The organism is Bacillus cereus group sp. BfR-BA-01441 (assembly GCF_022663075.1).
Classification (GTDB): Bacteria; Bacillota; Bacilli; order Bacillales; family Bacillaceae_G; genus Bacillus_A; species Bacillus_A cereus.
The window spans coordinates 1-22,634 of the sequence record NZ_JAKUEU010000083.1; the positions used below are offsets into that span (position 1 = coordinate 1).

Here is a 22,634-nt window from a genome sequence, read left to right on the forward strand (position 1 = left end):
ATCGTTTCTTTTCGAAACTCATATTGGTCGATAATTCTCTTATATTTTCCAATCTGTTCTACGTCATGACGAATCGTTTCTTCTAGAACGGGTCTTTCATTATCAAAAACACCAATTTTTGTGGATGTACTACCTGGGTTAATAACAAGAATTCGATTTACAGACAATGTTGCTACCTCCACTAATAAATTCAAAAGGAAGTGGAAACCTCATAAGAGGTAACCACACCTTTTGTAAAAGTTATATATGAATGATTAGCGACGGCTAATAATATCGTGACCGTTGCGTAAGTAAGTGCTACGAGAATTCTTCAAGCTTGCAATGCGCTCTTCAGCTAGACGATCTGCCGCTACATAAGTTGCTATGCCATCGCGTTTTGAAATTTCGATTACTTTTGCAATCGTGTCATAAATAGACTCAACACGTTTTAGTGCACGTTCTCTATTGTATCCATATAATTCGTCTGCTACGTTAATTACGCCACCTGCATTAATTACATAATCTGGTGCGTATACAATACCCATTTCATGAATGATGTCACCATGACGATCTTCTTTTAATTGGTTATTTGCAGAACCTGCGATTACTTTTGCTTTAAGTTGTGGAATAGTTTCATCATTAACTGTTGCGCCTAGTGCACATGGTGCGTAAATATCGCATTCAACACCGTAAATTTCATTTGGTTCAACTGCTGATGCACCGAATTCTTCTACAGCACGTTGTACAGCTTCTTTATTAATATCTGTAACGATTAATTTTGCTCCTTCAGCGTGTAAATGTTTGCATAGGTGATATGCTACGTTACCAACGCCTTGAACAGCAATTACTTTTCCTTCTAAATTGTCAGTACCGAAAGCTTCTTTTGCAGCTGCTTTCATACCACGGTAAACACCGTATGCAGTTACCGGAGATGGGTTACCAGAAGAACCGAATGATGGTGAGATACCTGTTACAAAGTCAGTTTCTTCATGGATAATATCCATATCATCTACTGTTGTACCAACATCTTCAGCTGTAATGTAACGTCCGTTTAGTCCTTGGATATAACGTCCTAGTGCACGGAACATTGCTTCGCTCTTATCTTTACGAGGATCACCGATAATTACTGTTTTCGCACCACCTAAGTTTAAACCAGCTGCTGCGTTTTTGTATGTCATCCCTTTTGCAAGACGCAATGCATCTTCAATCGCCGCTTCTTCAGAATCATATGTCCACATTCTTGTTCCACCAAGAGCCGGTCCAAGTGTTGTATCATGAATTGCAATAATTGCTTTTAAACCAGATTCTTTATCTTGACAAAATACTACTTGCTCATAATCATATTTTTCTAAGTATTCGAAGATTTCTAATGTCATTGTCGTTTCCCCCTAATGTTTTACCCTTTTTGGTTTATTTTGAAGCAGTCGCAACTGCCAATGCTAATGAATATACTTTTGTTTCTGCTGAATCAGCACGAGATGTTAAAACAATCGGTGCTTTTGCGCCAGCAATCATTGCTCCTACTTTTGCATCCGCAAAGTATACGAGTGATTTATATAGCACATTTCCAGCTTCAATCGTTGGGACGAGTAAAATATCTGCCTTACCTGCTACATCACTTACTATGCCTTTATGCTCTGCTGCAATTTGTGATACTGCATTATCTAAAGCAAGTGGTCCATCAACGATACAATCTTTAATTTGTCCGCGGCGATTCATTTGTGTTAACATCGCTGCATCAATTGTCGCCTGCATCGCTGGATTCACAACTTCTACTGCTGCAATTGGTGCCACTTTTGGCAAGTCGATTCCTATTGCCCGGGCAACTTCTACAGTATTTTGTATAATAGCAGCTTTTTGTGTTACATCAGGTGCGATGTTCATCGCTGCATCTGTAACGAAAATAAGACGATCGTAATTTGGAACTTCAAATGCTGCTACATGTGAAAGTACGCTACCTTTACGTAGGCCCCACTCTTTGTTTAACACAGCCTTCAAAATATTCGCTGTTGGGATGTTCCCCTTCATAAGCACGTCTGCTTCACCATTTCTCACAGCTTTAACAGAAAGTTCTGCAGCCTCTGCACTAGACATTGCTGCAATCACTTCAACATGTTCTGAAGTTTGTAAACCATGTTCTTGTAGCATCCCCATTATTTTTTCTTGATTTCCATATAGACGAAATTGAGCTAACTGTAATTTAATTGCTTTCGCTACAGCTTCAATTACTTCATGATCTTCAGCTACTGCTACAGCTACAGTTTTTTTAGGCTGCCCTGCTGCTTGATCAATTAAGTATTCTAACTTCATATTTTGTAATCAACCCTTTCCGTCGTCCCTCGTCTATTTATAAAGCAAATACCGTGCCAACTTTTAAAAGTGGTCTTACCAATAATGAAAACGCATTCAAAATGCAGTAAAATCAATACTTTGGAAAATAACAAAAGATTCTGTCTTATTTTGTCACTTTTTGTATACCATGCAATAAATTGCACGGTACGCAATTTATTGCATGCTATTTTTTGCATGGTCATACTTTTCTAGCTTGTAATATAAATTTCGAACGGAAATTCCTAACGCTTTTGCAGTTTGCGTTTTATTCCCATCAAATCTCTCCAAATATTCATGAATAATATTCCCTTCAAACTCTGTCACTAAATGTTCAAGTGGCTTTTCTTCTAATTCAGGTAATAAATGAGATTGCTTTGACTCCACCTGCTCTTCGTTATGTAATGGCGGTAAATGGTGTACATCAATATAGGTCTCGTTATAATTCATAAAGATAATAGCTCTTCCCAGAATATTTTCAAGTTCCCTCACATTCCCTGGCCATTCGTATGATTGTAAATATAAAATGGCTGAATCAGTGAGCCCTTCTACATTACGACCGTAATCTTGATTAATTTTTTGAATCAATCTGTCCGCAATTGTCGGTATATCTCCTTTACGTTGACGAAGAGATGGAATTTGAATTGGGATTTTATTTAATCGATAATATAAATCCTCCCTAAACTTCCCTTCTAGAATAGCCTTTTCTAAATTCACATGCGTCGCTGCAATTACTCGAACATTAATAGGTATCGCTTTCGTTCCACCAACTTTTACAATTTCTTTTTCCTGCAGTACACGAAGGAGTTTCGCTTGTGTATTTGCAGATAACTCCCCTATTTCATCTAAAAAAATACTACCGTTATTTGCTTCCTCAAAGAACCCACGTTTCCCGCCTCTTTTCGCTCCAGAAAACGCCCCTTCCTCATAACCAAATAATTCACTTTCTAACAACGTCTCCGAAATGGCCGCACAGTTTACACGGACGAACTTATTGTATTTTCGATTACTTCCATTATGGATTGCATGTGCAAACAATTCTTTACCAGTCCCAGATTCACCGCGTAACAGTACTGTTGCTGGTGTATTTGCTCCTAGCTTCGCCTGTTCGATAGCTGCCGTTGTTTCATCTGAATTCCCGACAATATCATCAAATGAATATTTCGCTTCTAATGTGCGAATAATTTGCCTTGCTCTATTCAATTCATTTGTTAACTTTTGAATTTCCGACACGTCACGGATAACGCCGACGCTTCCTTTCAATATTCCATCCACAATGACTGGTGCCACGTTTACAATTACATCGCGCTTTTTTTGCCCAATCTTCATATGTATTCCGCGCACCGCACGACGCGTTCGAAGTACTTTCATATGCATACTTTCGCCTTCTACAATATCAGTTGTAGCAGGCTTCCCAATAATATCTTCTTCTGTTAAACCCGTTAATTTCGTATATGCCGGGTTAATGACTAAACCTCTTCCTTTTTCATCCACAACCGAAATTGCTTCTTCAGATGAGTTAATAATTGCCTCTAATAGTGTTTGAATCTCCTTTAAATCTGTAACTTCTTCCGCTAAATCTACAACTTCTGTTATATCTTTAAAAATTGCAAATGCCCCTTGTACCTCTCCGCCCTCTTTTAATATCGGTATACGCGTTGTAATAATTTTCTTTCCATTCTCTAATGTTAGTTCATAATTTACTTCTATTTGTTTCGTACGTATAATGCGAAGTAATTTACTAGTTGGAATGACTTCTAAAATATATTTTCCTATCGCCTCTTCTTTTTTATATCCGATAATACGCTCTGCACTTTTATTAAAAAGACGAACTTGTCCCTCTCGATCAATTACGATCATGCCGTCATGTGTAGAATTTAAAATTAATTCTCCTTGTTGCGTTTGTTCCTCTAATCGCCCAATCAGCCCTTCCTTCTCATGCGCTAATCCTGTAACAATTTTTGCGATATCACCTGGTATAAGAAGAGTGTCTTTTTTCTTTTTTTCCAATAAAACCCTATGCACATCATCTTCACCTGTCATATCAAATATTACATCGATATGCATAGAAAGAAATGGAGTTACACTTTCTCCAATTGCAATCCCGTATTCCTTAGCAATTTGTAGTCCTTTTGCCAACGGATTTATATCAATAATCCCTATAATTTGAAATATATTCGAACTTTGTAACAGATTCAGCAGTGCGCTCCCGCCTTCACCTGCACCAACAATTAATACTTTTTGTTTCATATATCCAACTTCCTCTCGAAGTAACTCTGCAAATTTTTTCACACCTTTATCTTACTCGTTCAGCACCCTCTTGACAAACCCCCTTTCCTTATAACATCATTAAAATATACGAAATAATCTGAAAAGGAGCGTTATGTATGCAGCGTTACGTTGCTCTACTATTAGCACTCATCCCTATTTCATTAGCTGTGTTTGGTATAAAGTTAATGAGAGATACTGTATTCGGGATTCTATTTCCACCAATCTCTATACTGTGGTTACAATTTTTAATCGGCGCTCTCTGCTTCGGGCTCGGGTTTTATATCTTCGGTGGCTTCGTCTTGCACCGAGACCGTAAACGAAATAAAGTACAAGCTCGCTTTAGAAGATAGGAATGCCCCACTATTTATAAATAAAAAAATGAGACCGTTACACGCGGTCTCATTTTTTTATTGGCATTAACGTTCTGGCCGTTTCAGGGTAATCAGTAATAATCGCCGATATATTCATATCAAAATATTTACGCATAAGCGTTTCTTCATTAATTGTATAAGGGCGAACCTCTACACCACTTTCCATCGTTAGTTCGGCAATAGCATCTTGAAGGTAACGATAATTCGGATGTACTGCTGTAGCGCCCATTTTTTTCGCGTATGCCCACGGACTATGCAAACCTTCGCGATATAAAATTGCTGTTTGAATATCAGGAGCCATCATATGGCACCGTTTCATACTGTAGTGATTAAACGAAGAAAATATAACACGATCCTCTAGACTAAATTTCCGTACAAGCGTTATAACTTCTTCCTCTAAACCTCTGTATGGAATTTTATTATTTTTAAGTTCAATATTAAGTAGCAAACTCGTTTGTGCAAGCCATTCTAATACCTCTTCTAAAAGTGGTATTTTACAAAAACCTACTTTATCACCAAATTTATAACTTGCATCTAACTTGCATAAGTCCTCATATACATAATTCCGAACCGCACCTTTTCCATTTGTTGTCCGGTCCACCGTTTCATCATGAATGACGACAACTTTTCCGTCTTTCGTTAATTGAACATCAAGTTCAATTCCATCCGCTCTAAAAGACTCAGCCGCTTCAAATGAAATCATTGTATTTTCTGGGTACGTTCCAGCCGCACCACGATGTGCAAATATAAGAGTCATCCTCACTCCCCCAATCTTATGCTATACTATACGAAAAAGGAGGTACTTCTATGAGACCATTACAAATCTCTCCAGATACTGCAGTCCGCTTATCAAAAGCACTAGGTGTTCCACTTGAACAACTCATGCATATGCCGCAGCACATTTTAATTCAAAAGCTAGTTGAATTAGAAAAACAAAATAAAGACGAAGAATAATACAGTCCTGTTTTGCAGGACTTTTTATTATTTTCTATTATATCACGGATGCCTTTCCTACTAAAATCCTTTAACAGATGTACTACGATGTGATTTAGCCGTTCCTTCATCATTTAATAATGAATCACATCTTTTCTTTTTTGTTACACGTCATAAAGAAAGCAGACCATTTATTTATAAGTCCCATTACGTCCTTAAAACACGATAATAAAAAAACTAGAGAAGTCCTTTATATTATTTTTTATTGAACGTGCGGAGCATCCCCTGATTCGTATAGTTCTTTCGCTTTTTCCTCCCCGAATGTAGTTAAAATATAATGTTGCTCTTCTAACGCATCCATTGCTCTAGTTACTTTACAAACGCTATCTTCTTGAGCATCCGAGAAATAATTGTGATCTTCTACAATTTTACTAAAATCTTTTTTCGCTCATCTATCAGCAATTGCTAAAAGTTCATTTTTCTTCGTAAAGCTACTCTTATTTATAATTTCTTTTAATTTTTTAGCATTACTTTGAATCATTGGGATAGAGCCCGATTTTCGTTCTGCCACCACTTTTTGATGAGTCATGCGATGCATCGCTGTAATGACTTCGCTTTCAGTAGAATTTTCAGTAACATACACATCAACAAAGACCCCATCCACCTCTCTACCTACTATTGTTTGGCCTTCTTTTTTATCTATTTGAGCGCTCACTTCTTTATCTACTGGATTATCTGCAAGTTCTAACATTCCAAATGTAACTGCAATAGCAAGAACTCCCATAGCTGCTACTATTCCTAGCCAAGTTGAAATTTTATTTTCCATTCCCCTTCTCCCTATCTCTATCTATTTTATTGCCTTATAAAAAACTCACTTACATGTAATATTACTAAAAATAGGTTTTATTTCCCATGATATCAAATAATCTCTTTTTCTCAACAAAATAAAAAGACCAACGAATTATAACATTCATTGGTCTTTCATTAAAAAGTTTATTGGCTTTAAAATTAACATCGAGCATAGCGTTCCAGCATACATCGGTTTTACTAAAACGAAAACCCATTGCTACTTCTACTCTCAGCTAGCTTTATGTTCAAGTCTCAGCTTATCCGCAACCATTGCGATAAACTCAGAGTTCGTAGGTTTTGCTTTTGACATGGATACTGTATAACCGAATAAGGACGAAATAGAATCAATATTCCCACGGCTCCAAGCTACTTCAATCGCGTGACGAATTGCGCGCTCCACACGGCTTGCTGTTGTATTATATTTCTTTGCGATATCTGGATACAATACTTTCGTAATCGATCCTAATAATTCGATATCGTTGTATACCATGGAGATTGCTTCTCGTAAATACATATATCCTTTAATATGAGCGGGTACACCAATTTCATGAATGATACTCGTAATACTCGCATCTAAGTTTTTCGGTTTTCCATCTACTGTTGTTGCTGATCGGAATGATGGTAGTGGACGTTTAATCATAGCGTTTGCTTTACCACTCACTTGACGAATATGACTCGTTAAATTCTCCATATCAAATGGTTTTAATATGAAATATGAGGCACCTAAGTCAACTGCTTTTTTCGTCACATCTTCTTGGCCAAATGCTGTCAACATAATTACGCTAGGCTGTTTTAACCTTTCAATATGTCGCATTTTCTCCAATACAGCTAAACCATCTAAGTGTGGCATAATAATGTCTAAAACGAGTACATCCGGTTGCTTATCTGTTAATAAGTTTAAACACTCTTGACCATTATAAGCAGTACCGATTACTTCCATATCATCTTGAGCGGCTACATAGCTCTCTAACATTGATACTAGTTCTTTATTATCATCCACAAGACATACTTTAATTTTCTCCACAGCTTTTCCTCCCTTACCGAATCGATTCTCCGACATGTGTATCCTTCTAGGCTACATGAATTGTTCGACAATTGTGTGAAAATTCCCTTTTAAAGTTTCTTACTTTCCGATAAAATCACAAAAAAATATGTTTATCGTTCATTTATTCCCTTTCGCAACACATTCCATCATAGAAATACAACGAAACGTTCAACCCTTTCCTTTTATTTTACAACAAAAAACACCTCTTGCGGAGCTTTTACAAAATTTCAACGAATTTTTCAACAGAAAAAGCGAGCTAATAATATATATTAGCTCGCTTTTTTCTCTTGATCATAAATATTAATTCCAGCTTGATGTAACATCCATTCAATATGAACACCATATCCTGATGTTGGATCATTTACAAATACATGTGTAACAGCACCAATTACTTTTCCATTTTGTACAATTGGACTTCCGCTCATTCCTTGTACGATACCGCCCGTTTTCGCTAATAGACGTTTATCTGTTACTTTTATTACCATACCCTTTGTGGCTGGGAATTTTTGCTGCACTGTACTAACGACTTCAATATCAAACGCTTCTACTTTATCTTGATCAATAACTGTTAATATTTTTGCCGGTCCTTCTTTTACTTGATGAGATAATGCGATAGGCATTGCTTTATCCATTATACCGTTTTTCATATTCGTATTTAATTTTCCAAAAATACCATATGGACTATTAATTGTAATATTGCCAATCACTTCACGGTCTGGTGAGAATCTTGCTAATTTCTCCCCTGGATTCCCATGACTACCTCTTTCAATTGATGTAACTGTCGAGCGCATAATTTGTCCATCTTCGACTTGAATCGGCTTTTTCGTATCATTATCAGAAATAACATGACCAAGTGCCCCATATTTCATAGAATCTGGATGAACAAATGTCATCGTTCCAATTCCAGCTGCCGAATCACGGATATACAAGCCAATTCGATAAGACGATTCACCGTTGTCTTTTTGTGGAGTTAGCTTCGTACGAATATATTTTCCATCTCTTAACAATACAAGATTAAGCGGTTCACCTGTTTCTCCACTATTATGAATAAACGGTGCTACATCACTCATTCTTTCAATTGTTTTACCATTAATTTCAGTAATCATATCTCCAATTTGTACACCTGCTGTTTCACCAGGAGATATTTTACCTTTTTCAGTTTGAATTAAATGATGGCCTACAACAAGTACACCTTTTGTATTTAATTTCACACCAATTGATTGTCCACCTGGAATCACTTTAAAATCTTTTAACACTTTCACATTTACTTTTTTTACTGGAAAACCAGCAAGCTGAAATACCATATCAGCTTCACCATTTTGATGAGAATTTACCATAAGTCCTTGTTTTTGTTCATTCGAACTCACTGTAAATACATGACGATTTGTGGATGAAGCTTTGAAAACTGGTAATGATGATATTTCTGATTGTTGTCCTTCAAAAACAACAAGTTGTTTCGGTGATGAAATAAACGTTCGAAGCGGTTTAAAACATCCAATAAAAACTAAAGAAACAAGGAGACAAAGACCTATTATTTTTCGAAATTTTTCTAATTTCAACTTGTTCACTCTCCTCGCTCCTACCCCACATTCAGCCTCTTGGCTTCACTTTTTAATCTCTCCTTGCAGTGCTTTATTTATAACCGGAAGAATTAAGAAATCGTCATTTGAGAAAAAAAGCTATCCATTACTGGATAGCCTCTGCTGTCTGTTTAAAATGATGCGCTTGCGTAAGTAATTCTTTCGCATGCTCTGTCGTTAAATCTGTGATTTCCACACCAGAAATCATTCGAGCTATTTCTGTTACTTTATCCTCCATAGTTAAAACAGTAACCGATGTAATTGTCCGATCATTCGCTACTTGTTTTCGAATAAATAAATGTGAATCTGCCATTGAAGCTACTTGAGGTAAGTGCGTAATACAAAGTACTTGCGAGTTTACTGATACTCGATAAATTTTTTCCGCAATAGCCTGTGCGACCCGGCCACTTACACCCGTATCCACTTCATCAAAAATAACAGATGCAACCCCTTGATGCTTAGAAAAAATGCTTTTTAAAGCTAAAATGATACGAGATAACTCTCCGCCAGATGCAACCTTTGAAAGTGGTTTTAGCGGCTCTCCTGGGTTCGTTGAAATATAAAATTCCACATGATCGTAACCATCCGCCGTAAGTCTTACCGGCGCACCTTCCACAAGGGGCTCTTCTACATTTCCTTCTCTCTTCATAATTCTCACTTCAAATTTCGTTTTTTCCATATATAATTCTTTTAATTCCTGATGAATTGCATTTGTAAGGTGTTCTGCAAGCTCATGACGCATATTACTTAACAACGTTGCTTCTTTCAGAATAACACTTTCTAATTCCTTCAACTGTTTCTTCGTCGTTTCAATATGAACGTCTTTATTTTCAATCGTAAAAATTTCCTGTTCAATTTTATCAGCATACGCTAATATCTCTTCTACAGTATTTCCATATTTTCTCTTTAGCATACGAATTTCATTCAAACGTGTTTCGATTTCATCTAAACGATTTGGATCATATTCCATCATATCGAGCTTTTCTCTCAGTTGATAGGCAACCTCTTCTAATAAGTAATAGCTATTTGCAATTGAATCATGATTCTCCTGATACACTTCATCTAAATGTGTAATACTTTCCATTTGCCCCATTGCACTTCTTACATTATCTAACCCTTGTCCGTCGGCACTTAACGAACGATATGCATCACCTAACGCTTTATAAATCTTTTCAAAATTAGAAATTTGCAATCGTTCCTCAGTTAATTCATTTTCTTCATCCATCTTTAAATCCGCCTTGCGAATTTCTTCATGCTGAAATTGAATTAAATCTAAGCGATGTGCCATTTGTTGCTCATTTTCACTTAACGATTTCAATTGTTTTTTTAATTTTTCATAGTCAGCGTATACGTTTTGATATATGTCTAATTGTTTAACGATTCGATCCCCATCAAAGTGATCAAGCATAAACAGATGTCGTTCTTCATTCATTAAATCTTGCGTTTCGTGCTGTCCATGAATATCAACAAGTGTTTTCCCAATTTCTTTTAATATGCTAAGTGTAACAAGCTTCCCATTTACACGACATACACTCTTCCCGTTCGCAGCAATATCACGCTTTAAAATAATCATGCCATCTTCTATTTCTATATCTAACTCTTCTGCCTTTTCAATACATGGATGCTTCTCATCTTCAACATAAAATAGCCCTTCAATCTCAGCCTTCTCTGTTCCATATCGAACAAATTCTGCGGACCCACGGCCACCTACAAGTAAACTAATTGCATCAATAATAATCGATTTTCCGGCCCCTGTTTCACCGCTTAAAACCGTTAAACCTTTTTGAAAAGAAATATTTAATGCTTCAATAATAGCAAAGTTTCTAATCGATAATTCCGATAACAATGCCCCATTCACCTCGTTATAAAATAATCCCTTACTAAAGGATTTTCTCAGTTCTTCATTCAAATAATCATGCTATATATTTGTATGTATATACTCTTCTAACCCGCTTCATTGTACCAAACATTTGTTTTACGGGTCAATCCATCTATTTTCTAACTTTATGCAAACAAAATATTATATTACAATTGAACAAGATATTTTTAACCAATAAAAATATCTTGTTCACTTTCCACTTTACGATGGAAAGCAAACAAGATTTTTTGTTACAACATATTTAAGAAACGATCAGAGACAACACCTGTATCGTCAGGTGTACGGCAAATAATTAAGCAAGTATCATCACCACAGATGGTTCCGATGATCTCATCCCACTCTAAATGATCAATAAGTGCTCCAAGTGAATGAGCGTTACCAGGCAATGTTTTTAGCACAAGCATATGTCCTGCCGTGTCTAATTTTACAAATGAATCCACTAGATTTCGTTTTAATTTTTGTAACGGGTTAAATCGTTGATCTGCTGGCAAGCTATATTTATAGCGCCCATCATGTAATGGCACCTTCACTAAGTGCAGTTCTTTAATATCGCGCGATACTGTTGCTTGCGTTACATTAAATCCCTCATTACGTAAAATATCAACTAATTCATCTTGTGTTTCAATTTCTTTGTTTGCAATAATTTCCCTGATTTTAATATGGCGCTGACCTTTATTCATACATTTGCACCTCACACTATCTCTTACCATAGTTTAAACATTGGTATACTTCACTTATTTATGTTAACTTATAATTCGTTTCTTGTACACAATTGTTTTTACAATCATTATACAATTACAGCAAAAAGAGGAACAACATATGTTATTCCCCTTTCCCTTTTTGTTTTAGAACTTCATGCGCTTCTGTAACAACTTGCTCTATAGAAATCGGAGAATGATTTTCGCCATTCTCACGTTCACCATGCCATTTCAGATGAATTAAAAATTCAATATTACCATCCCCACCCGTAATTGGTGAGAATGTTAAACCTTCCACATCATAGCCTTCTTTTAAAGCAAACTCGACAATCATTTCTACAACAGCTTCATGTACTTTTCTATCACGAACGATACCTTTTTTCCCAACTTGCTCTCTTCCAGCTTCAAACTGCGGTTTAATTAACGCTGCTACATCTCCGTTAGGCATAAGCATTGTTTTTAAAACTGGCAGTATAAGCTTTAATGATATAAATGAAACATCAATACTTGCAAATTGAGGTAAACCACGTTCTAAGTCTGCTGGTGTCACGTAACGGAAGTTTGTTCGTTCCATTACAACAACACGCTCATCTTGACGTAATTTCCACGCTAGTTGATTGTATCCTACATCTAATGCATAAGATAATTTCGCTCCATTTTGAAGCGCGCAATCTGTAAAGCCACCAGTTGATGAACCAATATCTATCATAACTTTATCTTGTAAATCAAGATGAAATGTCTCTAATGCCTTTTCAAGTTTATAACCACCACGACTTACATACGGCATAACTTGTCCCTTCACCGTAATCTCAGTATCTTGCGAGATTTTCTCTCCTGGCTTATCAAGTCTCATCTCATTTGCATATACGAGTCCGGCCATAATGGCGCGCTTTGCTTTCTCACGCGTTTCTATAAGTCCTCGCTCTACTAATAGTACATCTACTCTTTCTTTTTTTACGCTCATTTGTTACGCCCTTTTTTGTTTTGATGGAATCATTGTATGAATACGGTCTACAACAGCATCTGTCGTTAAACCAATTTCTTCTAATAATTTTGTTACACTTCCGTGCTCTATGAAGCGATCTGGAATACCCATTCGTTCAACTAATGCACTATGGTAACCATTTTCAGATGCAAATTCAACTACTCCTGTTCCAAAACCACCGATTAAACAAGCTTCTTCAATCGTTAAAATCGGTATATTCTTTCCTAGAAGATCATGTAAATATGCTTCATCCATTGGTTTAATAAAGCGAGCATTCACTACTTTCACTGAAACCCCAGCTTTTTCAAGACGTTCAGCTGCTTCCATTGCCATTGGTATTGTCGTACCAAACGTTAAAATAGCTGCTTGTGTACCCTCTTTTAACGTCTCCCACGTACCGATTGGAATCGCCTTTAATTCTTCATCCATATGAACGCCAAGTCCATTACCGCGCGCATAACGCAATGCGATTGGTCCATCTTCATATTGCATCGCCGTATAAACTAAATGTTGCCCTTCATTTTCATCTTTCGGCATCATAAGCACCATATTCGGCAAGTGACGTAAGAATGAGATATCAAATACGCCTTGATGCGTTTCACCATCTGCTCCTACTAATCCCGAACGATCTATTCCGATGAAAACATTTAAATTTTGGCGGCATATATCATGAACAACTTGGTCATATGCTCTTTGTAAAAATGTTGAATAAATCGCTAAGAATGGCTTCATTCCTTGCGTTGCCATACCTGCTGCCATTGTTGTAGCATGCTGTTCTGCAATACCTACATCAATCATACGATCTGGGAATTCTTTTTGGAATTTCTCAAGTTTTGATCCAACAGGCATTGCAGGTGTAATTGCTACGATACGCTCATCTGCTCTCGCTAGCTTAAGTACTGTTTCACTAACGACAGCACTCCATGCTGGTGCAACTTCTTTCGGCTTAACGAAGTCACCTGATTCAATTTTATAAGGTCCTGTTCCATGCCAAGTTCCAATAACGTCACTCTCAGCCGGTTTATAACCTTTTCCTTTTTTCGTAATAACATGAACGAGTACTGGGCCTTTTGTTTTCTTTGCATATTGCAACGTTTCGAATAACTTTTCATAATCATGCCCATCGACTGGACCTAAATATGTAAAGCCTAACTCTTCGAAAAAGACACCAGATACTAGTAAATATTTAAGACTATCTTTTATTTTCTCTGCTGTCGCAGCCACTTTCCCGCCAACTGCTGGGATTTTCTTTAATATATACTCTAATTCATCTTTTACCCAGTGATATTTTCCTGCGGTACGTAAACGACCGAGCACATTATGAAGCGCACCAACGTTTGGTGCAATTGACATTTCATTATCATTCAAAATAACAATCATGTCTGTTTTTTCATGTCCAATATGGTTCAATGCCTCTAAAGCCATTCCGCCTGTTAAAGCACCATCTCCAATAATTGGTATAACATATTCTTTCGTTTTCTTTAAATCACGTGCCAGAGCCATTCCCATTGCAGCCGATAACGAAGTCGAGCTATGACCAGTTTCCCATACATCGTGCTCACTCTCACAACGTTTCGGGAAACCACATAGACCTTGATATTGCCTTAATGTACCAAACTCTTTCGCGCGTCCAGTTAAAATTTTATGTACATAGGATTGATGTCCTACATCCCATAAAAATTTATCTTGCGGGCTATCAAATAATTTATGCAGAGCAATTGTGAGTTCTACTACACCTAAATTAGGTGCAATATGTCCACCTGTTTGAGAGAGCTCTTCAATTAAAAACTTACGAATATCCTCACTCAATCCCTCTAGTTCACTGATAGACATATCTTTCAAAAAACTAGGGTTTTGAATTTGCGTTAGATCCACACGGATCACTCACTTTCATTTCATAATCTGTCAACATGTCAAATATTATAAAAAACATTTACACAAAACAAGAAATTCTCTTTTCTATTTTTCGTCTTGTCCCGCTATTAACCAGTCTATTGCGCCTTAATCCTATTATAAACCATATTTCTTTAGGCGATGAAAAAAATAGCCGCTAACACGAAGTGATAACGGCAATGTAATCTACATATATTTTTGCCAATAACAAGAAAAGAAAAACCTTTTCCTACATTTATATCATAAAATGATGAATGACTCAACAAATGAAAACGCTGTTATATTAGTTATTACGTTTTGCAATCAAATCGCAAATAGATAGTAAATATTCATCTTGTAATTGCAAGGAGCTAATCGCACCTTTTGCTTCTGCAATTGTTTCTTCTAAAATCTCCTTTGCTCTATCTACAGTAAACAACGTCGTATATGTGCTCTTTTCATTAGAAAGATCGCTACCAATCGGTTTTCCAATCTCTTCTTCAGTTCCTTCCACATCTAAAATATCATCTCGAATTTGGAAAGCTAGACCGATATATTTGGCAAACGTAAGCAACTTTTCTTCTTGCTCTTCTGTCGCATCAGAAAGTATCGCACCCGCAAGTACAGCAAATTCAAGTAGTTTTCCGGTCTTATGTTTATGGATGTACTCCAATTCATCAATCGTAAGGCGTTTCCCTTCCGCTTCCATATCTGCCACTTGTCCGCCAACCATTCCTTCTGGTCCTGCTGCTTTTGCGAGTTCAAGTACAAGTCTTACTTTTTTTTCAGCAGAAATTTCTTTTTGCTCATATGCCATAATAACTTGAAAAGCATATGTCAATAAGCCATCTCCTGCTAAAACTGCCATCGCTTCACCAAATACTTTGTGATTTGTGGGCTTTCCTCTTCTTAAATCATCATCATCCATACAAGGTAAATCATCATGAACTAACGAATATGTATGAATCATTTCAAGAGCACAAGCTGCACCTACTCCAAGATTTCTTTCTTTCCCAAACGCTTGTAATGTTGCAAACAAAAGTAACGGGCGGAGACGTTTTCCACCCGCTTCCAAAGAATATGCCATCGCTTCACGAAGTACATTTGGACATTGTAATCCATTTGCATAGCTTACAAGTTTTTCTTCTACGAAAGTTTTACTTTCTTTCAAAAAAGTATCAAAAGCAATCGTCACTATGCTTCATCTCCTAAAGCAGTAAACGGTTCAAGCTCTCCATCTTCCCCAAGAATAACTGCCATTTGTTCTTGTACATTCTTCAGCTTCTCATCACAAAGCTTAGATAATTCCATACCTTCTTTAAAATAAGAAATCGCTTCTTCTAAAGGTACGTCACCTTGTTCTAGCTTAGAAACAAGATGCTCAAGTTGCGAAATTGCCTCTTCAAAGCTTAATTTATTTTCCATTATTCAATTCACGCTCCTCTATGCCTGATACGCTACAATCTAGTATTCCATCTTGTAATTGAACTGAAACAGCATCTCCAAGGCTTACATCTTTCACACTTTTTAACACTTGCTTCTCTTCATCATATACAAGCCCGTACCCTCTCATCATTACTTTAAGCGGACTTAATGCTTCAAGTTTTTGAGCAGCTCTTACAAAGGCAAATTCTTTCGTTTGAAGTAACGTTTGCATTTCACGTTGTAATTGCTTTTGCAACGTTTCCACAGCTACCTTCGTTTGCATAATTTTTTGAGATGGGTGGTGCTTCTCTAAATAAAATGAAAGTTGCTTTAACTGATTCACCTTTTTATCAATATAGCGCTCTTTCGCTAAAACAAGCTGTTCTAGCGCTCTATCTAATTGCTCTTCCTTTTGCTCATATACTTGTCTTGGATAACGGAACGCATACGATTTTTGCAACACTTGTAGTTTTTCTTCTTTTTTATGTACTAACTCTCTCATCGCTCTTTGCAATCTCAGAGTTCTTTGTAATACCTTTTCTTGTAACTCTATAATATTAGGTGCTGCCAGCTCAGCTGCTGCGGTCGGTGTTGGCGCGCGTAAATCTGCAACAAAATCTGCAATTGTAAAATCTGTTTCATGGCCTACTGCCGAAATAATAGGAATTTCACTCTTAAAGATTGCTCTTGCAACCATTTCCTCATTGAAAGCCCATAATTCCTCAATAGAACCTCCACCACGACCAACGATTAGTACATCTATCTCTCCCATTTCATTCGCTGTACGAATCGCTTGTACAATCGAGGGAGCCGCTGACTCCCCTTGTACAAGTACCGGAAATACAATAACATTCCCAATTGGATAACGACGTTTAATCGTTGTTATAATATCACGAATCGCTGCTCCTGTTGGCGACGTAATCACACCTATTGTTTTAGCGTAAGGAGGAATCGCTTTTTTATAAACTTGAGAAAAAAGTCCTTCCTCTTCTAAACGAACTTTTAACTGTTCGTACGCTAAATGTAAATTTCCGACTCCGTCAGGCTGCATGTCTTGAATATAAATTTGATAAGAACCACTCGCCTCGTAAACAGAGATTTTTCCTTTCACGAGTACCTTCATCCCATTTTCAGGTTTGAATTTAATATTACGATTATGGCCCGCAAACATAACCGCTGCGATTCTTGCATTTTCATCTTTCAATGTAAAATACATGTGGCCACGGCTATGATTTTTAAAGTTGGAAATTTCACCTTTTAACCAAACAGACTGCAAATGCGGATCATATTCTATTTTTGTTTTTATATAGCGTGTTAACGCTGTAACGGTTAAATATTGCTTCTCCATTTCTCTCTCCTCATAGCCGACTCAAATTATTTACAAACGACACCTGCACGTTTGGCAGATTCAACAGTATTATGAAGAAGCATTGTGATTGTCATTGGACCAACACCCTTTGGCACAGGTGTAATGTAACCCGCAACATCTAACACGTTGTCAAAGTCAACATCACCACAAAGTTTTCCTGTTTCTAAACGGTTAACACCAACGTCAATTACAACCGCCCCTTCTTTAATATAATCCGCTGTTATCATTTTAGGTCGTCCAACAGCTACGATTAAAATATCAGCTAACTTCGATAACTCTTTCATATTTTGCGTCTTAGAATGACAATATGTGACAGTGGCATTTTCATTTAAAAACAATTGCCCCACTGGTTTACCGACAATATTACTTCTTCCAATTACTACTACATGTTTTCCAGAAATATCAAGATTTGTTTCTTTTACTAATTCTACAATACCATGCGGTGTACATGGAAGGAATGTATCTTGTCCCGTCATCATACGTCCCACGCTGATTGGGTGAAATCCGTCTACATCCTTTTCTGGTGAAATTCTTTCAATGATAGCTTTTTCTTCAATATGTTTTGGTAAAGGTAATTGCACTAATATGCCATTAATACGGTCATCGCCATTTAAGCGATCGATTTCAGCAAGCAAACGTTCCTCAGTAATTGTTTCAGGAAGTTCAATTAGCTCTGAGTAAATCCCTACTTGTTCACAGCCTTTTTCTTTTCCTTTCACATAAGAACGAGATGCTGGATCTTCTCCAACTAAAATAACTGCTAATCCTGGTACAATACCTTGCTCTTTCAACTTCACAACTTCTTCTGTTAATTGTGCTCGTTTTTTCTCCGCAACTTCATTTCCTTTGATGATTACTGCTACCATTTTAAGATTCCCCCTTAAAGAATTTACAGTGTATCTTTTATATTAGATAAAACGCCGTTAATAAAACGACGAGATTCCTCATCCCCAAATGTTTTAGCAATTTCAATTGCTTCGTTAATTGTTACGTTGTGTGGAATTTCTTCCATGTATTTCATTTCATACACAGCTACACGTAAAATACTGCGATCAACAATACTAATACGCTCAAGCTTCCACTTTTTTAAATTTTGACGAATCGCTTCATCGATTGCTTCTTTATTTTCTACAAAACCTACTACAAGTGACTCTAGAAACTCATTTGTTTCTTCGCCTTCATCTAGCGTGTTTTCCACTGCTACTTTCGGTTCTAATTCACCTGTAATATCCATTTGGTATAATGCTTGCATTGCTCTTTCTCTAGCCGTCCTACGTTTCATTGTAACTCTCCTTTATGCTTCAAGTCTTTCCTTATACTTTGTTATATTATTATAATTTATAAGCCGTCAATTCACTTACTCTTACAGTTTTCATTGATTTTCCAACCTTATAATACAATGATAATAACACAATTTATCGTTTCACACACGGGTTACAAGGCTGAAAAATAATAAAAAGATTAACTTCAAGTTCCATATCTTATCACAATGTACGTTTTTTGGAAAAACGACACATTTTCTTGTTTATTTCTTATTTTTTGAAATAGTATAATAATTAGAGGGTTGTAATTTGTGAAGAAATGAAACGATAAAAAAGATGCCTATGTTACTAGGCACCTTTTCATTCTTACACTGGTTCGATTTCTGTTTTTTGTGTTTCGAATGTTACGCCAACGATGTGAACATTCACTTCTTTTGGCTCAAGTCCTGTCATTGTAAAGAGTGCTTGGCGAATATTGTCTTGAATCTTTTGTGCAACAACTGGAATTGCTACACCAAAATACATTACAACATAAAGGTCAACGATAATATCTTCGTTTGCTAATTCAACCTTTACACCTTTACCATGATTTTTCTTACCTAACTTCTCAACAACATCTGTAGCAAAATTACCGCGCATTGCCGCTACACCTTCTACTTCAGCAGCTGCAATACCTGCAATTACTTCAATTACTTCTGGTGCAATTTCTACTTTACCAAGAGTTGTATCTTGACCCATATCTAACATATGTTCAGCCATGAAAAAAACCTCCTTTAATGTATCACTGCGTCACAAGTTCATGCTCTTCCAAAAATTTCGTATTAAACTCACCTTTTACAAAATCAGGATGATCTAGCAATTGCAAATGGAACGGGATTGTTGTATGTACGCCTTCAATGACAAATTCACTAAGTGCGCGCTTCATTTTTGCAATTGCCTCTTCACGTGTTTTTCCGTGAACAATTAATTTAGCAACCATCGAATCATAGAAAGGTGGGATTGAATATCCCGGATATACAGCTGAATCGACGCGAATACCAAATCCTCCTGGTGGTAAGTACATTTCTACTTTACCTGGAGATGGCATAAATTTTTTGGCAGGGTTTTCCGCATTAATTCGACATTCAATTGCCCAACCATTAAATTGTACTTCTTCTTGCTGTAACGATAACTTTTCTCCTGAAGCAACAAGAATTTGTTCTTTAATTAAGTCCATTCCTGTTACCATTTCAGTAACCGGATGCTCAACCTGAATTCTCGTATTCATCTCCATGAAGTAAAAGGTTTTCGTTTTATATTCATAAATAAACTCAACCGTACCAGCACCTGTATAATCAACCGCTACCGCCGCTTTAACTGCCGCTTCACCCATCTGCTTGCGAATCTCTTCATCAAGTGCAGGTGATGGACTTTCTTCTAATAGTTTTTGCAAACGGCGCTGAATTGTACAATCACGCTCTCCTAAATGAATGGCATTTCCGTGTGTATCTGCCATTATTTGAATCTCAACATGGCGGAAATCTTCAACGTACTTTTCTAAGTATACACCAGGGTTCCCAAAAGCGGTACTAGCTTCTTGCTGTGTAATTTGAATTCCTTTTATAAGCTCTTCTTCATGGCGTGCAACACGAATACCTTTTCCACCGCCACCTGCAGTCGCTTTAATAATAACTGGATATCCAATTTGATTAGCAAGCTCAATCGCTTCTTCGGTATTTTTAATAATCCCTTGTGAACCTGGTACAATCGGAACCCCTGCTTCTTTCATTGTATCACGAGCAACGTCTTTTGTGCCCATCTTTGAAATAGCTTCTGGACTTGGACCGATAAAAATCAAGTTACATTCACGGCATAACTCTGCGAAATCTGCATTCTCTGCTAAAAATCCGTATCCCGGATGAATAGCATCGCAGCCTGTTAACTTCGCAACGCTAATAATGTTTGTCAAATTTAAATAGCTTTCTTTCGAAATCGTTGGTCCTACACAATACGCCTCGTCTGCAATCTGCACGTGAAGTGACTCTTTATCTGCTTCTGAATAAATTGCAACTGTTTCAATATCCATTTCTTTACAAGCACGAATAATTCGTACAGCAATTTCCCCACGATTGGCTATTAATACTTTTTTTATCATCACAAAGACTCCCTTATTACGCTTTTACAAGAAATAGCGGTTGTCCATATTCAACAAGCTGTCCGTTATTAACAAGAATTTCAACAATTTCGCCCTCTACATCAGCATCAATTTCGTTAAATAACTTCATAGCCTCGACAATACATACGATAGAATCTTTCGATACTCTATCCCCAACACTTACATATGGAGGTGTATCAGGCGAAGAAGAAGAATAGAATGTACCTACCATCGGTGATGTGATTTTATGTAGGTTTTCATTTTGAACAACCTTCTTCTCTTCTTGTTTTGGCACTTCTGCTTGCGCTGCTGCTACTGTCGTTTCAACTTCAACAGGCGCTACTGGTTGCATAGCTTGTTTTGCTGCAGGTGCTTGCACAGCAACAACTTCATTACCACGCTTTTTCATTTTGATTGTTGTACCGTCTTTTTTGTATTCAAATTCATCAATATTAGAGCTATCAATTAATTTAATTAATTCACGAACTTCTTGAATTTTAAACATGTAAAATCCACTCCCATACTCTTGTTTGTCCCGTTTTTACAGATTCTCGTCACGAAAACTAGATTGACTGTAAAAATACGATGTACTCTATTAGAAAATATATTTCATTAACTAATAGAAATATTTACTATTTCCATCTTACGATAAATTTTTTAAACATTCCAATTTATATTTCTTTATAATAAATCGAAATTCCTGTAAAAATATTATTCCAATAAAAATTTAATACCTAGTAATAATACCAAGTTTCACATGAAATTGGCAAGACCACTTCTTAAAAAACATTCACTACTTTTGCAAAACGTTACAAAGCAAACATGCCATTCCCTCCTCACTCTTCACCACACCTATAGTCAATAACATATTTTTACCAAATATTATTTTTTTGTTTACACGCCGTTCATCATTCCTTCATATAAGAATAGTATGTTCAAAGTGTAGAAAATATATTGTGTTGAGGTGTGGAAATATGATATGGCTCATTCTCTTTTTACCTGCCGTAATCGTTTGGGCATGCGTTCTTTTCATCCACGTCAAATCCGGAAAAAGTAATCATCAGTACCATGAACCATTAATCTTTTACTCACAACGTGTTTCTCCATTCCGAGTTGAACATAGTAAAAATAATTACAAAGACGACATAGAAAAAAGCTATCGAAAATGATAGCTTTTTTCTATTCACACATTTACTTACATACTCTATTTTACTATTTGCATACCCTTTGCTTAGTAAAAGATAATAATCCGCAGGGAAATCCCTACGGATTAAAGTTTCACTTATTTCGCTGGTGGATCAAATTTCACACCTACATCTTTTGATCCGCCTTCACTTCTTACAAGTTGAATAATTTTATTTGCTTCTTTCTGTGAATGTTTTGCCGCTTTAACCGTTACTCTAATATCAGTGCCATCAGCTCTTACAAGAGCATCTGGATATCCTCCTTGAGATTTAATTACTGTCTCAAGTAATTCTTGCTTCGTTTCCATTGTCGTAATGGCATCAAAATTTTCTTTCGCTTTATTCTTTTCTGTTGCTGAAGCTTTTGTTGAACTCATCACTTCTTGTAATTTTGCTTTTTGTTCACTACGCTGATCTTCCATTTGCATACGTAAAGCTGTGAAATTCTCATCACTTGATTGAACTGATAC

The 22,634-nt window shown here is 36.6% G+C and carries 22 protein-coding genes and 2 pseudogenes; 3 read left to right on the forward strand and 21 right to left on the reverse strand.

Annotated elements, in window-relative coordinates; all coding sequences use genetic code 11:
- The 4 genes and pseudogenes from MR107_RS24470 to MR107_RS24485 all read right to left on the reverse strand — a co-directional run.
- Window positions 1–167: pseudogene (locus MR107_RS24470) on the reverse strand (butyrate kinase); the annotation flags it as partial.
- An 87-nt stretch (window positions 168–254) separates the two neighbouring features.
- Window positions 255–1,355, reverse strand: a complete 1,101-nt coding sequence (locus MR107_RS24475) for a leucine dehydrogenase (protein ID WP_000171355.1) — start codon at window positions 1,353–1,355, stop codon at window positions 255–257.
- A 34-nt stretch (window positions 1,356–1,389) separates the two neighbouring features.
- Window positions 1,390–2,289 (reverse strand): phosphate butyryltransferase, encoded by a 900-nt coding sequence (yqiS, locus tag MR107_RS24480; RefSeq protein WP_000764677.1) that lies wholly within the window; start codon window positions 2,287–2,289, stop codon window positions 1,390–1,392.
- 195 nt (window positions 2,290–2,484) lie between these two features.
- Window positions 2,485–4,557, reverse strand: coding sequence for a sigma 54-interacting transcriptional regulator (locus MR107_RS24485; protein ID WP_226368309.1), 2,073 nt, complete (start codon window positions 4,555–4,557; stop codon window positions 2,485–2,487).
- A 137-nt stretch (window positions 4,558–4,694) separates the two neighbouring features.
- On the opposite strand from MR107_RS24485, the gene MR107_RS24490 reads away from it, so the two are divergent.
- A complete protein-coding gene (locus MR107_RS24490; protein ID WP_001190211.1) occupies window positions 4,695–4,928 on the forward strand; it encodes a DUF2627 domain-containing protein in 234 nt (77 codons plus the stop codon).
- 49 nt (window positions 4,929–4,977) lie between these two features.
- Here MR107_RS24490 and MR107_RS24495 read toward each other — a convergent pair whose 3' ends face one another.
- On the reverse strand, window positions 4,978–5,706 hold the full coding sequence (locus MR107_RS24495) for a glycerophosphodiester phosphodiesterase (protein WP_000172575.1): 729 nt from the start codon (window positions 5,704–5,706) through the stop codon (window positions 4,978–4,980).
- A 50-nt stretch (window positions 5,707–5,756) separates the two neighbouring features.
- Between MR107_RS24495 and MR107_RS24500 the strand changes: the two genes are divergently transcribed.
- Window positions 5,757–5,903 (forward strand): YycC family protein, encoded by a 147-nt coding sequence (locus tag MR107_RS24500; protein WP_001247671.1) that lies wholly within the window; start codon window positions 5,757–5,759, stop codon window positions 5,901–5,903.
- 241 nt (window positions 5,904–6,144) lie between these two features.
- Here the strand turns inward: MR107_RS24500 and MR107_RS24505 are convergent.
- The 15 genes and pseudogenes from MR107_RS24505 to accB all read right to left on the reverse strand — a co-directional run bounded on the left by MR107_RS24505 (window position 6,145) and on the right by accB (window position 21,485).
- Window positions 6,145–6,708: pseudogene (locus MR107_RS24505) on the reverse strand (PRK06770 family protein).
- A 252-nt stretch (window positions 6,709–6,960) separates the two neighbouring features.
- Window positions 6,961–7,755, reverse strand: coding sequence for a sporulation transcription factor Spo0A (spo0A, locus tag MR107_RS24510; protein WP_011110369.1), 795 nt, complete (start codon window positions 7,753–7,755; stop codon window positions 6,961–6,963).
- 290 nt (window positions 7,756–8,045) lie between these two features.
- Entirely contained in the window at window positions 8,046–9,344 is a 1,299-nt protein-coding gene (gene spoIVB / locus MR107_RS24515) for a SpoIVB peptidase (RefSeq protein ID WP_002000940.1), read from the reverse strand.
- Window positions 9,345–9,462: 118 nt separating this feature from the next.
- Window positions 9,463–11,202: a DNA repair protein RecN gene (gene recN, locus MR107_RS24520; RefSeq protein ID WP_000947768.1), complete on the reverse strand. Its 1,740-nt coding sequence runs from the start codon at window positions 11,200–11,202 to the stop codon at window positions 9,463–9,465.
- Window positions 11,203–11,465: 263 nt separating this feature from the next.
- A complete protein-coding gene (gene argR, locus MR107_RS24525; protein ID WP_001032580.1) occupies window positions 11,466–11,915 on the reverse strand; it encodes an arginine repressor ArgR in 450 nt (149 codons plus the stop codon).
- Window positions 11,916–12,057: 142 nt separating this feature from the next.
- Window positions 12,058–12,897 (reverse strand): TlyA family rRNA (cytidine-2'-O)-methyltransferase, encoded by an 840-nt coding sequence (locus tag MR107_RS24530; RefSeq protein ID WP_000111875.1) that lies wholly within the window; start codon window positions 12,895–12,897, stop codon window positions 12,058–12,060.
- A 3-nt stretch (window positions 12,898–12,900) separates the two neighbouring features.
- On the reverse strand, window positions 12,901–14,793 hold the full coding sequence (dxs, locus tag MR107_RS24535; RefSeq protein ID WP_000366452.1) for a 1-deoxy-D-xylulose-5-phosphate synthase: 1,893 nt from the start codon (window positions 14,791–14,793) through the stop codon (window positions 12,901–12,903).
- 301 nt (window positions 14,794–15,094) lie between these two features.
- Entirely contained in the window at window positions 15,095–15,985 is an 891-nt protein-coding gene (gene ispA, locus MR107_RS24540; protein ID WP_000150381.1) for a (2E,6E)-farnesyl diphosphate synthase, read from the reverse strand.
- Window positions 15,985–16,215, reverse strand: coding sequence for an exodeoxyribonuclease VII small subunit (xseB, locus tag MR107_RS24545; protein ID WP_000428423.1), 231 nt, complete (start codon window positions 16,213–16,215; stop codon window positions 15,985–15,987). The genes ispA and xseB overlap by 1 nt, the downstream gene beginning before the upstream one ends.
- Window positions 16,205–17,563, reverse strand: coding sequence for an exodeoxyribonuclease VII large subunit (gene xseA / locus MR107_RS24550; protein WP_000415249.1), 1,359 nt, complete (start codon window positions 17,561–17,563; stop codon window positions 16,205–16,207). The genes xseB and xseA overlap by 11 nt, the downstream gene beginning before the upstream one ends.
- Window positions 17,564–17,589: 26 nt before the next feature.
- On the reverse strand, window positions 17,590–18,450 hold the full coding sequence (folD, locus tag MR107_RS24555) for a bifunctional methylenetetrahydrofolate dehydrogenase/methenyltetrahydrofolate cyclohydrolase FolD (protein ID WP_000226732.1): 861 nt from the start codon (window positions 18,448–18,450) through the stop codon (window positions 17,590–17,592).
- A 23-nt stretch (window positions 18,451–18,473) separates the two neighbouring features.
- Window positions 18,474–18,866 carry a N utilization substance protein NusB gene (gene nusB, locus MR107_RS24560; RefSeq protein ID WP_000830247.1) on the reverse strand — a complete coding sequence of 131 codons (393 nt, stop codon included), beginning with the start codon at window positions 18,864–18,866 and terminating at the stop codon, window positions 18,474–18,476.
- Between the two features lie 346 nt (window positions 18,867–19,212).
- On the reverse strand, window positions 19,213–19,605 hold the full coding sequence (locus tag MR107_RS24565) for an Asp23/Gls24 family envelope stress response protein (protein WP_000807630.1): 393 nt from the start codon (window positions 19,603–19,605) through the stop codon (window positions 19,213–19,215).
- Between the two features lie 22 nt (window positions 19,606–19,627).
- Window positions 19,628–20,980, reverse strand: coding sequence for an acetyl-CoA carboxylase biotin carboxylase subunit (accC, locus tag MR107_RS24570; RefSeq protein WP_000592871.1), 1,353 nt, complete (start codon window positions 20,978–20,980; stop codon window positions 19,628–19,630).
- A gap of 16 nt (window positions 20,981–20,996) precedes the next feature.
- Window positions 20,997–21,485, reverse strand: a complete 489-nt coding sequence (gene accB / locus MR107_RS24575; RefSeq protein ID WP_000472866.1) for an acetyl-CoA carboxylase biotin carboxyl carrier protein — start codon at window positions 21,483–21,485, stop codon at window positions 20,997–20,999.
- A 469-nt stretch (window positions 21,486–21,954) separates the two neighbouring features.
- On the opposite strand from accB, the gene MR107_RS24580 reads away from it, so the two are divergent.
- Entirely contained in the window at window positions 21,955–22,149 is a 195-nt protein-coding gene (locus tag MR107_RS24580) for a hypothetical protein (RefSeq protein WP_002179810.1), read from the forward strand.
- Between the two features lie 113 nt (window positions 22,150–22,262).
- Here the strand turns inward: MR107_RS24580 and MR107_RS24585 are convergent.
- On the reverse strand, window positions 22,263–22,634 hold a 372-nt coding region (locus MR107_RS24585), incomplete at its 5' end, for a SpoIIIAH-like family protein (RefSeq protein WP_242292827.1).

What these genes read in the sequence shown, in the direction of transcription:
- MR107_RS24565 (WP_000807630.1), bottom strand. Translation starts at nt 19,605, where the DNA reads ATGGCTGAACATATGTTAGATATGGGTCAAGATACAACTCTTGGTAAA.
- accB (WP_000472866.1), bottom strand. Translation starts at nt 21,485, where the DNA reads ATGTTTAAAATTCAAGAAGTTCGTGAATTAATTAAATTAATTGATAGC.
- yqiS (WP_000764677.1), bottom strand. Translation starts at nt 2,289, where the DNA reads ATGAAGTTAGAATACTTAATTGATCAAGCAGCAGGGCAGCCTAAAAAA.
- MR107_RS24490 (WP_001190211.1), top strand. Translation starts at nt 4,695, where the DNA reads ATGCAGCGTTACGTTGCTCTACTATTAGCACTCATCCCTATTTCATTA.
- folD (WP_000226732.1), bottom strand. Translation starts at nt 18,450, where the DNA reads ATGGTAGCAGTAATCATCAAAGGAAATGAAGTTGCGGAGAAAAAACGA.
- xseA (WP_000415249.1), bottom strand. Translation starts at nt 17,563, where the DNA reads ATGGAGAAGCAATATTTAACCGTTACAGCGTTAACACGCTATATAAAA.
- MR107_RS24580 (WP_002179810.1), top strand. Translation starts at nt 21,955, where the DNA reads ATGATATGGCTCATTCTCTTTTTACCTGCCGTAATCGTTTGGGCATGC.
- xseB (WP_000428423.1), bottom strand. Translation starts at nt 16,215, where the DNA reads ATGGAAAATAAATTAAGCTTTGAAGAGGCAATTTCGCAACTTGAGCAT.
- argR (WP_001032580.1), bottom strand. Translation starts at nt 11,915, where the DNA reads ATGAATAAAGGTCAGCGCCATATTAAAATCAGGGAAATTATTGCAAAC.
- MR107_RS24475 (WP_000171355.1), bottom strand. Translation starts at nt 1,355, where the DNA reads ATGACATTAGAAATCTTCGAATACTTAGAAAAATATGATTATGAGCAA.
- nusB (WP_000830247.1), bottom strand. Translation starts at nt 18,866, where the DNA reads ATGAAACGTAGGACGGCTAGAGAAAGAGCAATGCAAGCATTATACCAA.
- MR107_RS24500 (WP_001247671.1), top strand. Translation starts at nt 5,757, where the DNA reads ATGAGACCATTACAAATCTCTCCAGATACTGCAGTCCGCTTATCAAAA.
- MR107_RS24485 (WP_226368309.1), bottom strand. Translation starts at nt 4,557, where the DNA reads ATGAAACAAAAAGTATTAATTGTTGGTGCAGGTGAAGGCGGGAGCGCA.
- MR107_RS24530 (WP_000111875.1), bottom strand. Translation starts at nt 12,897, where the DNA reads ATGAGCGTAAAAAAAGAAAGAGTAGATGTACTATTAGTAGAGCGAGGA.
- MR107_RS24495 (WP_000172575.1), bottom strand. Translation starts at nt 5,706, where the DNA reads ATGACTCTTATATTTGCACATCGTGGTGCGGCTGGAACGTACCCAGAA.
- accC (WP_000592871.1), bottom strand. Translation starts at nt 20,980, where the DNA reads ATGATAAAAAAAGTATTAATAGCCAATCGTGGGGAAATTGCTGTACGA.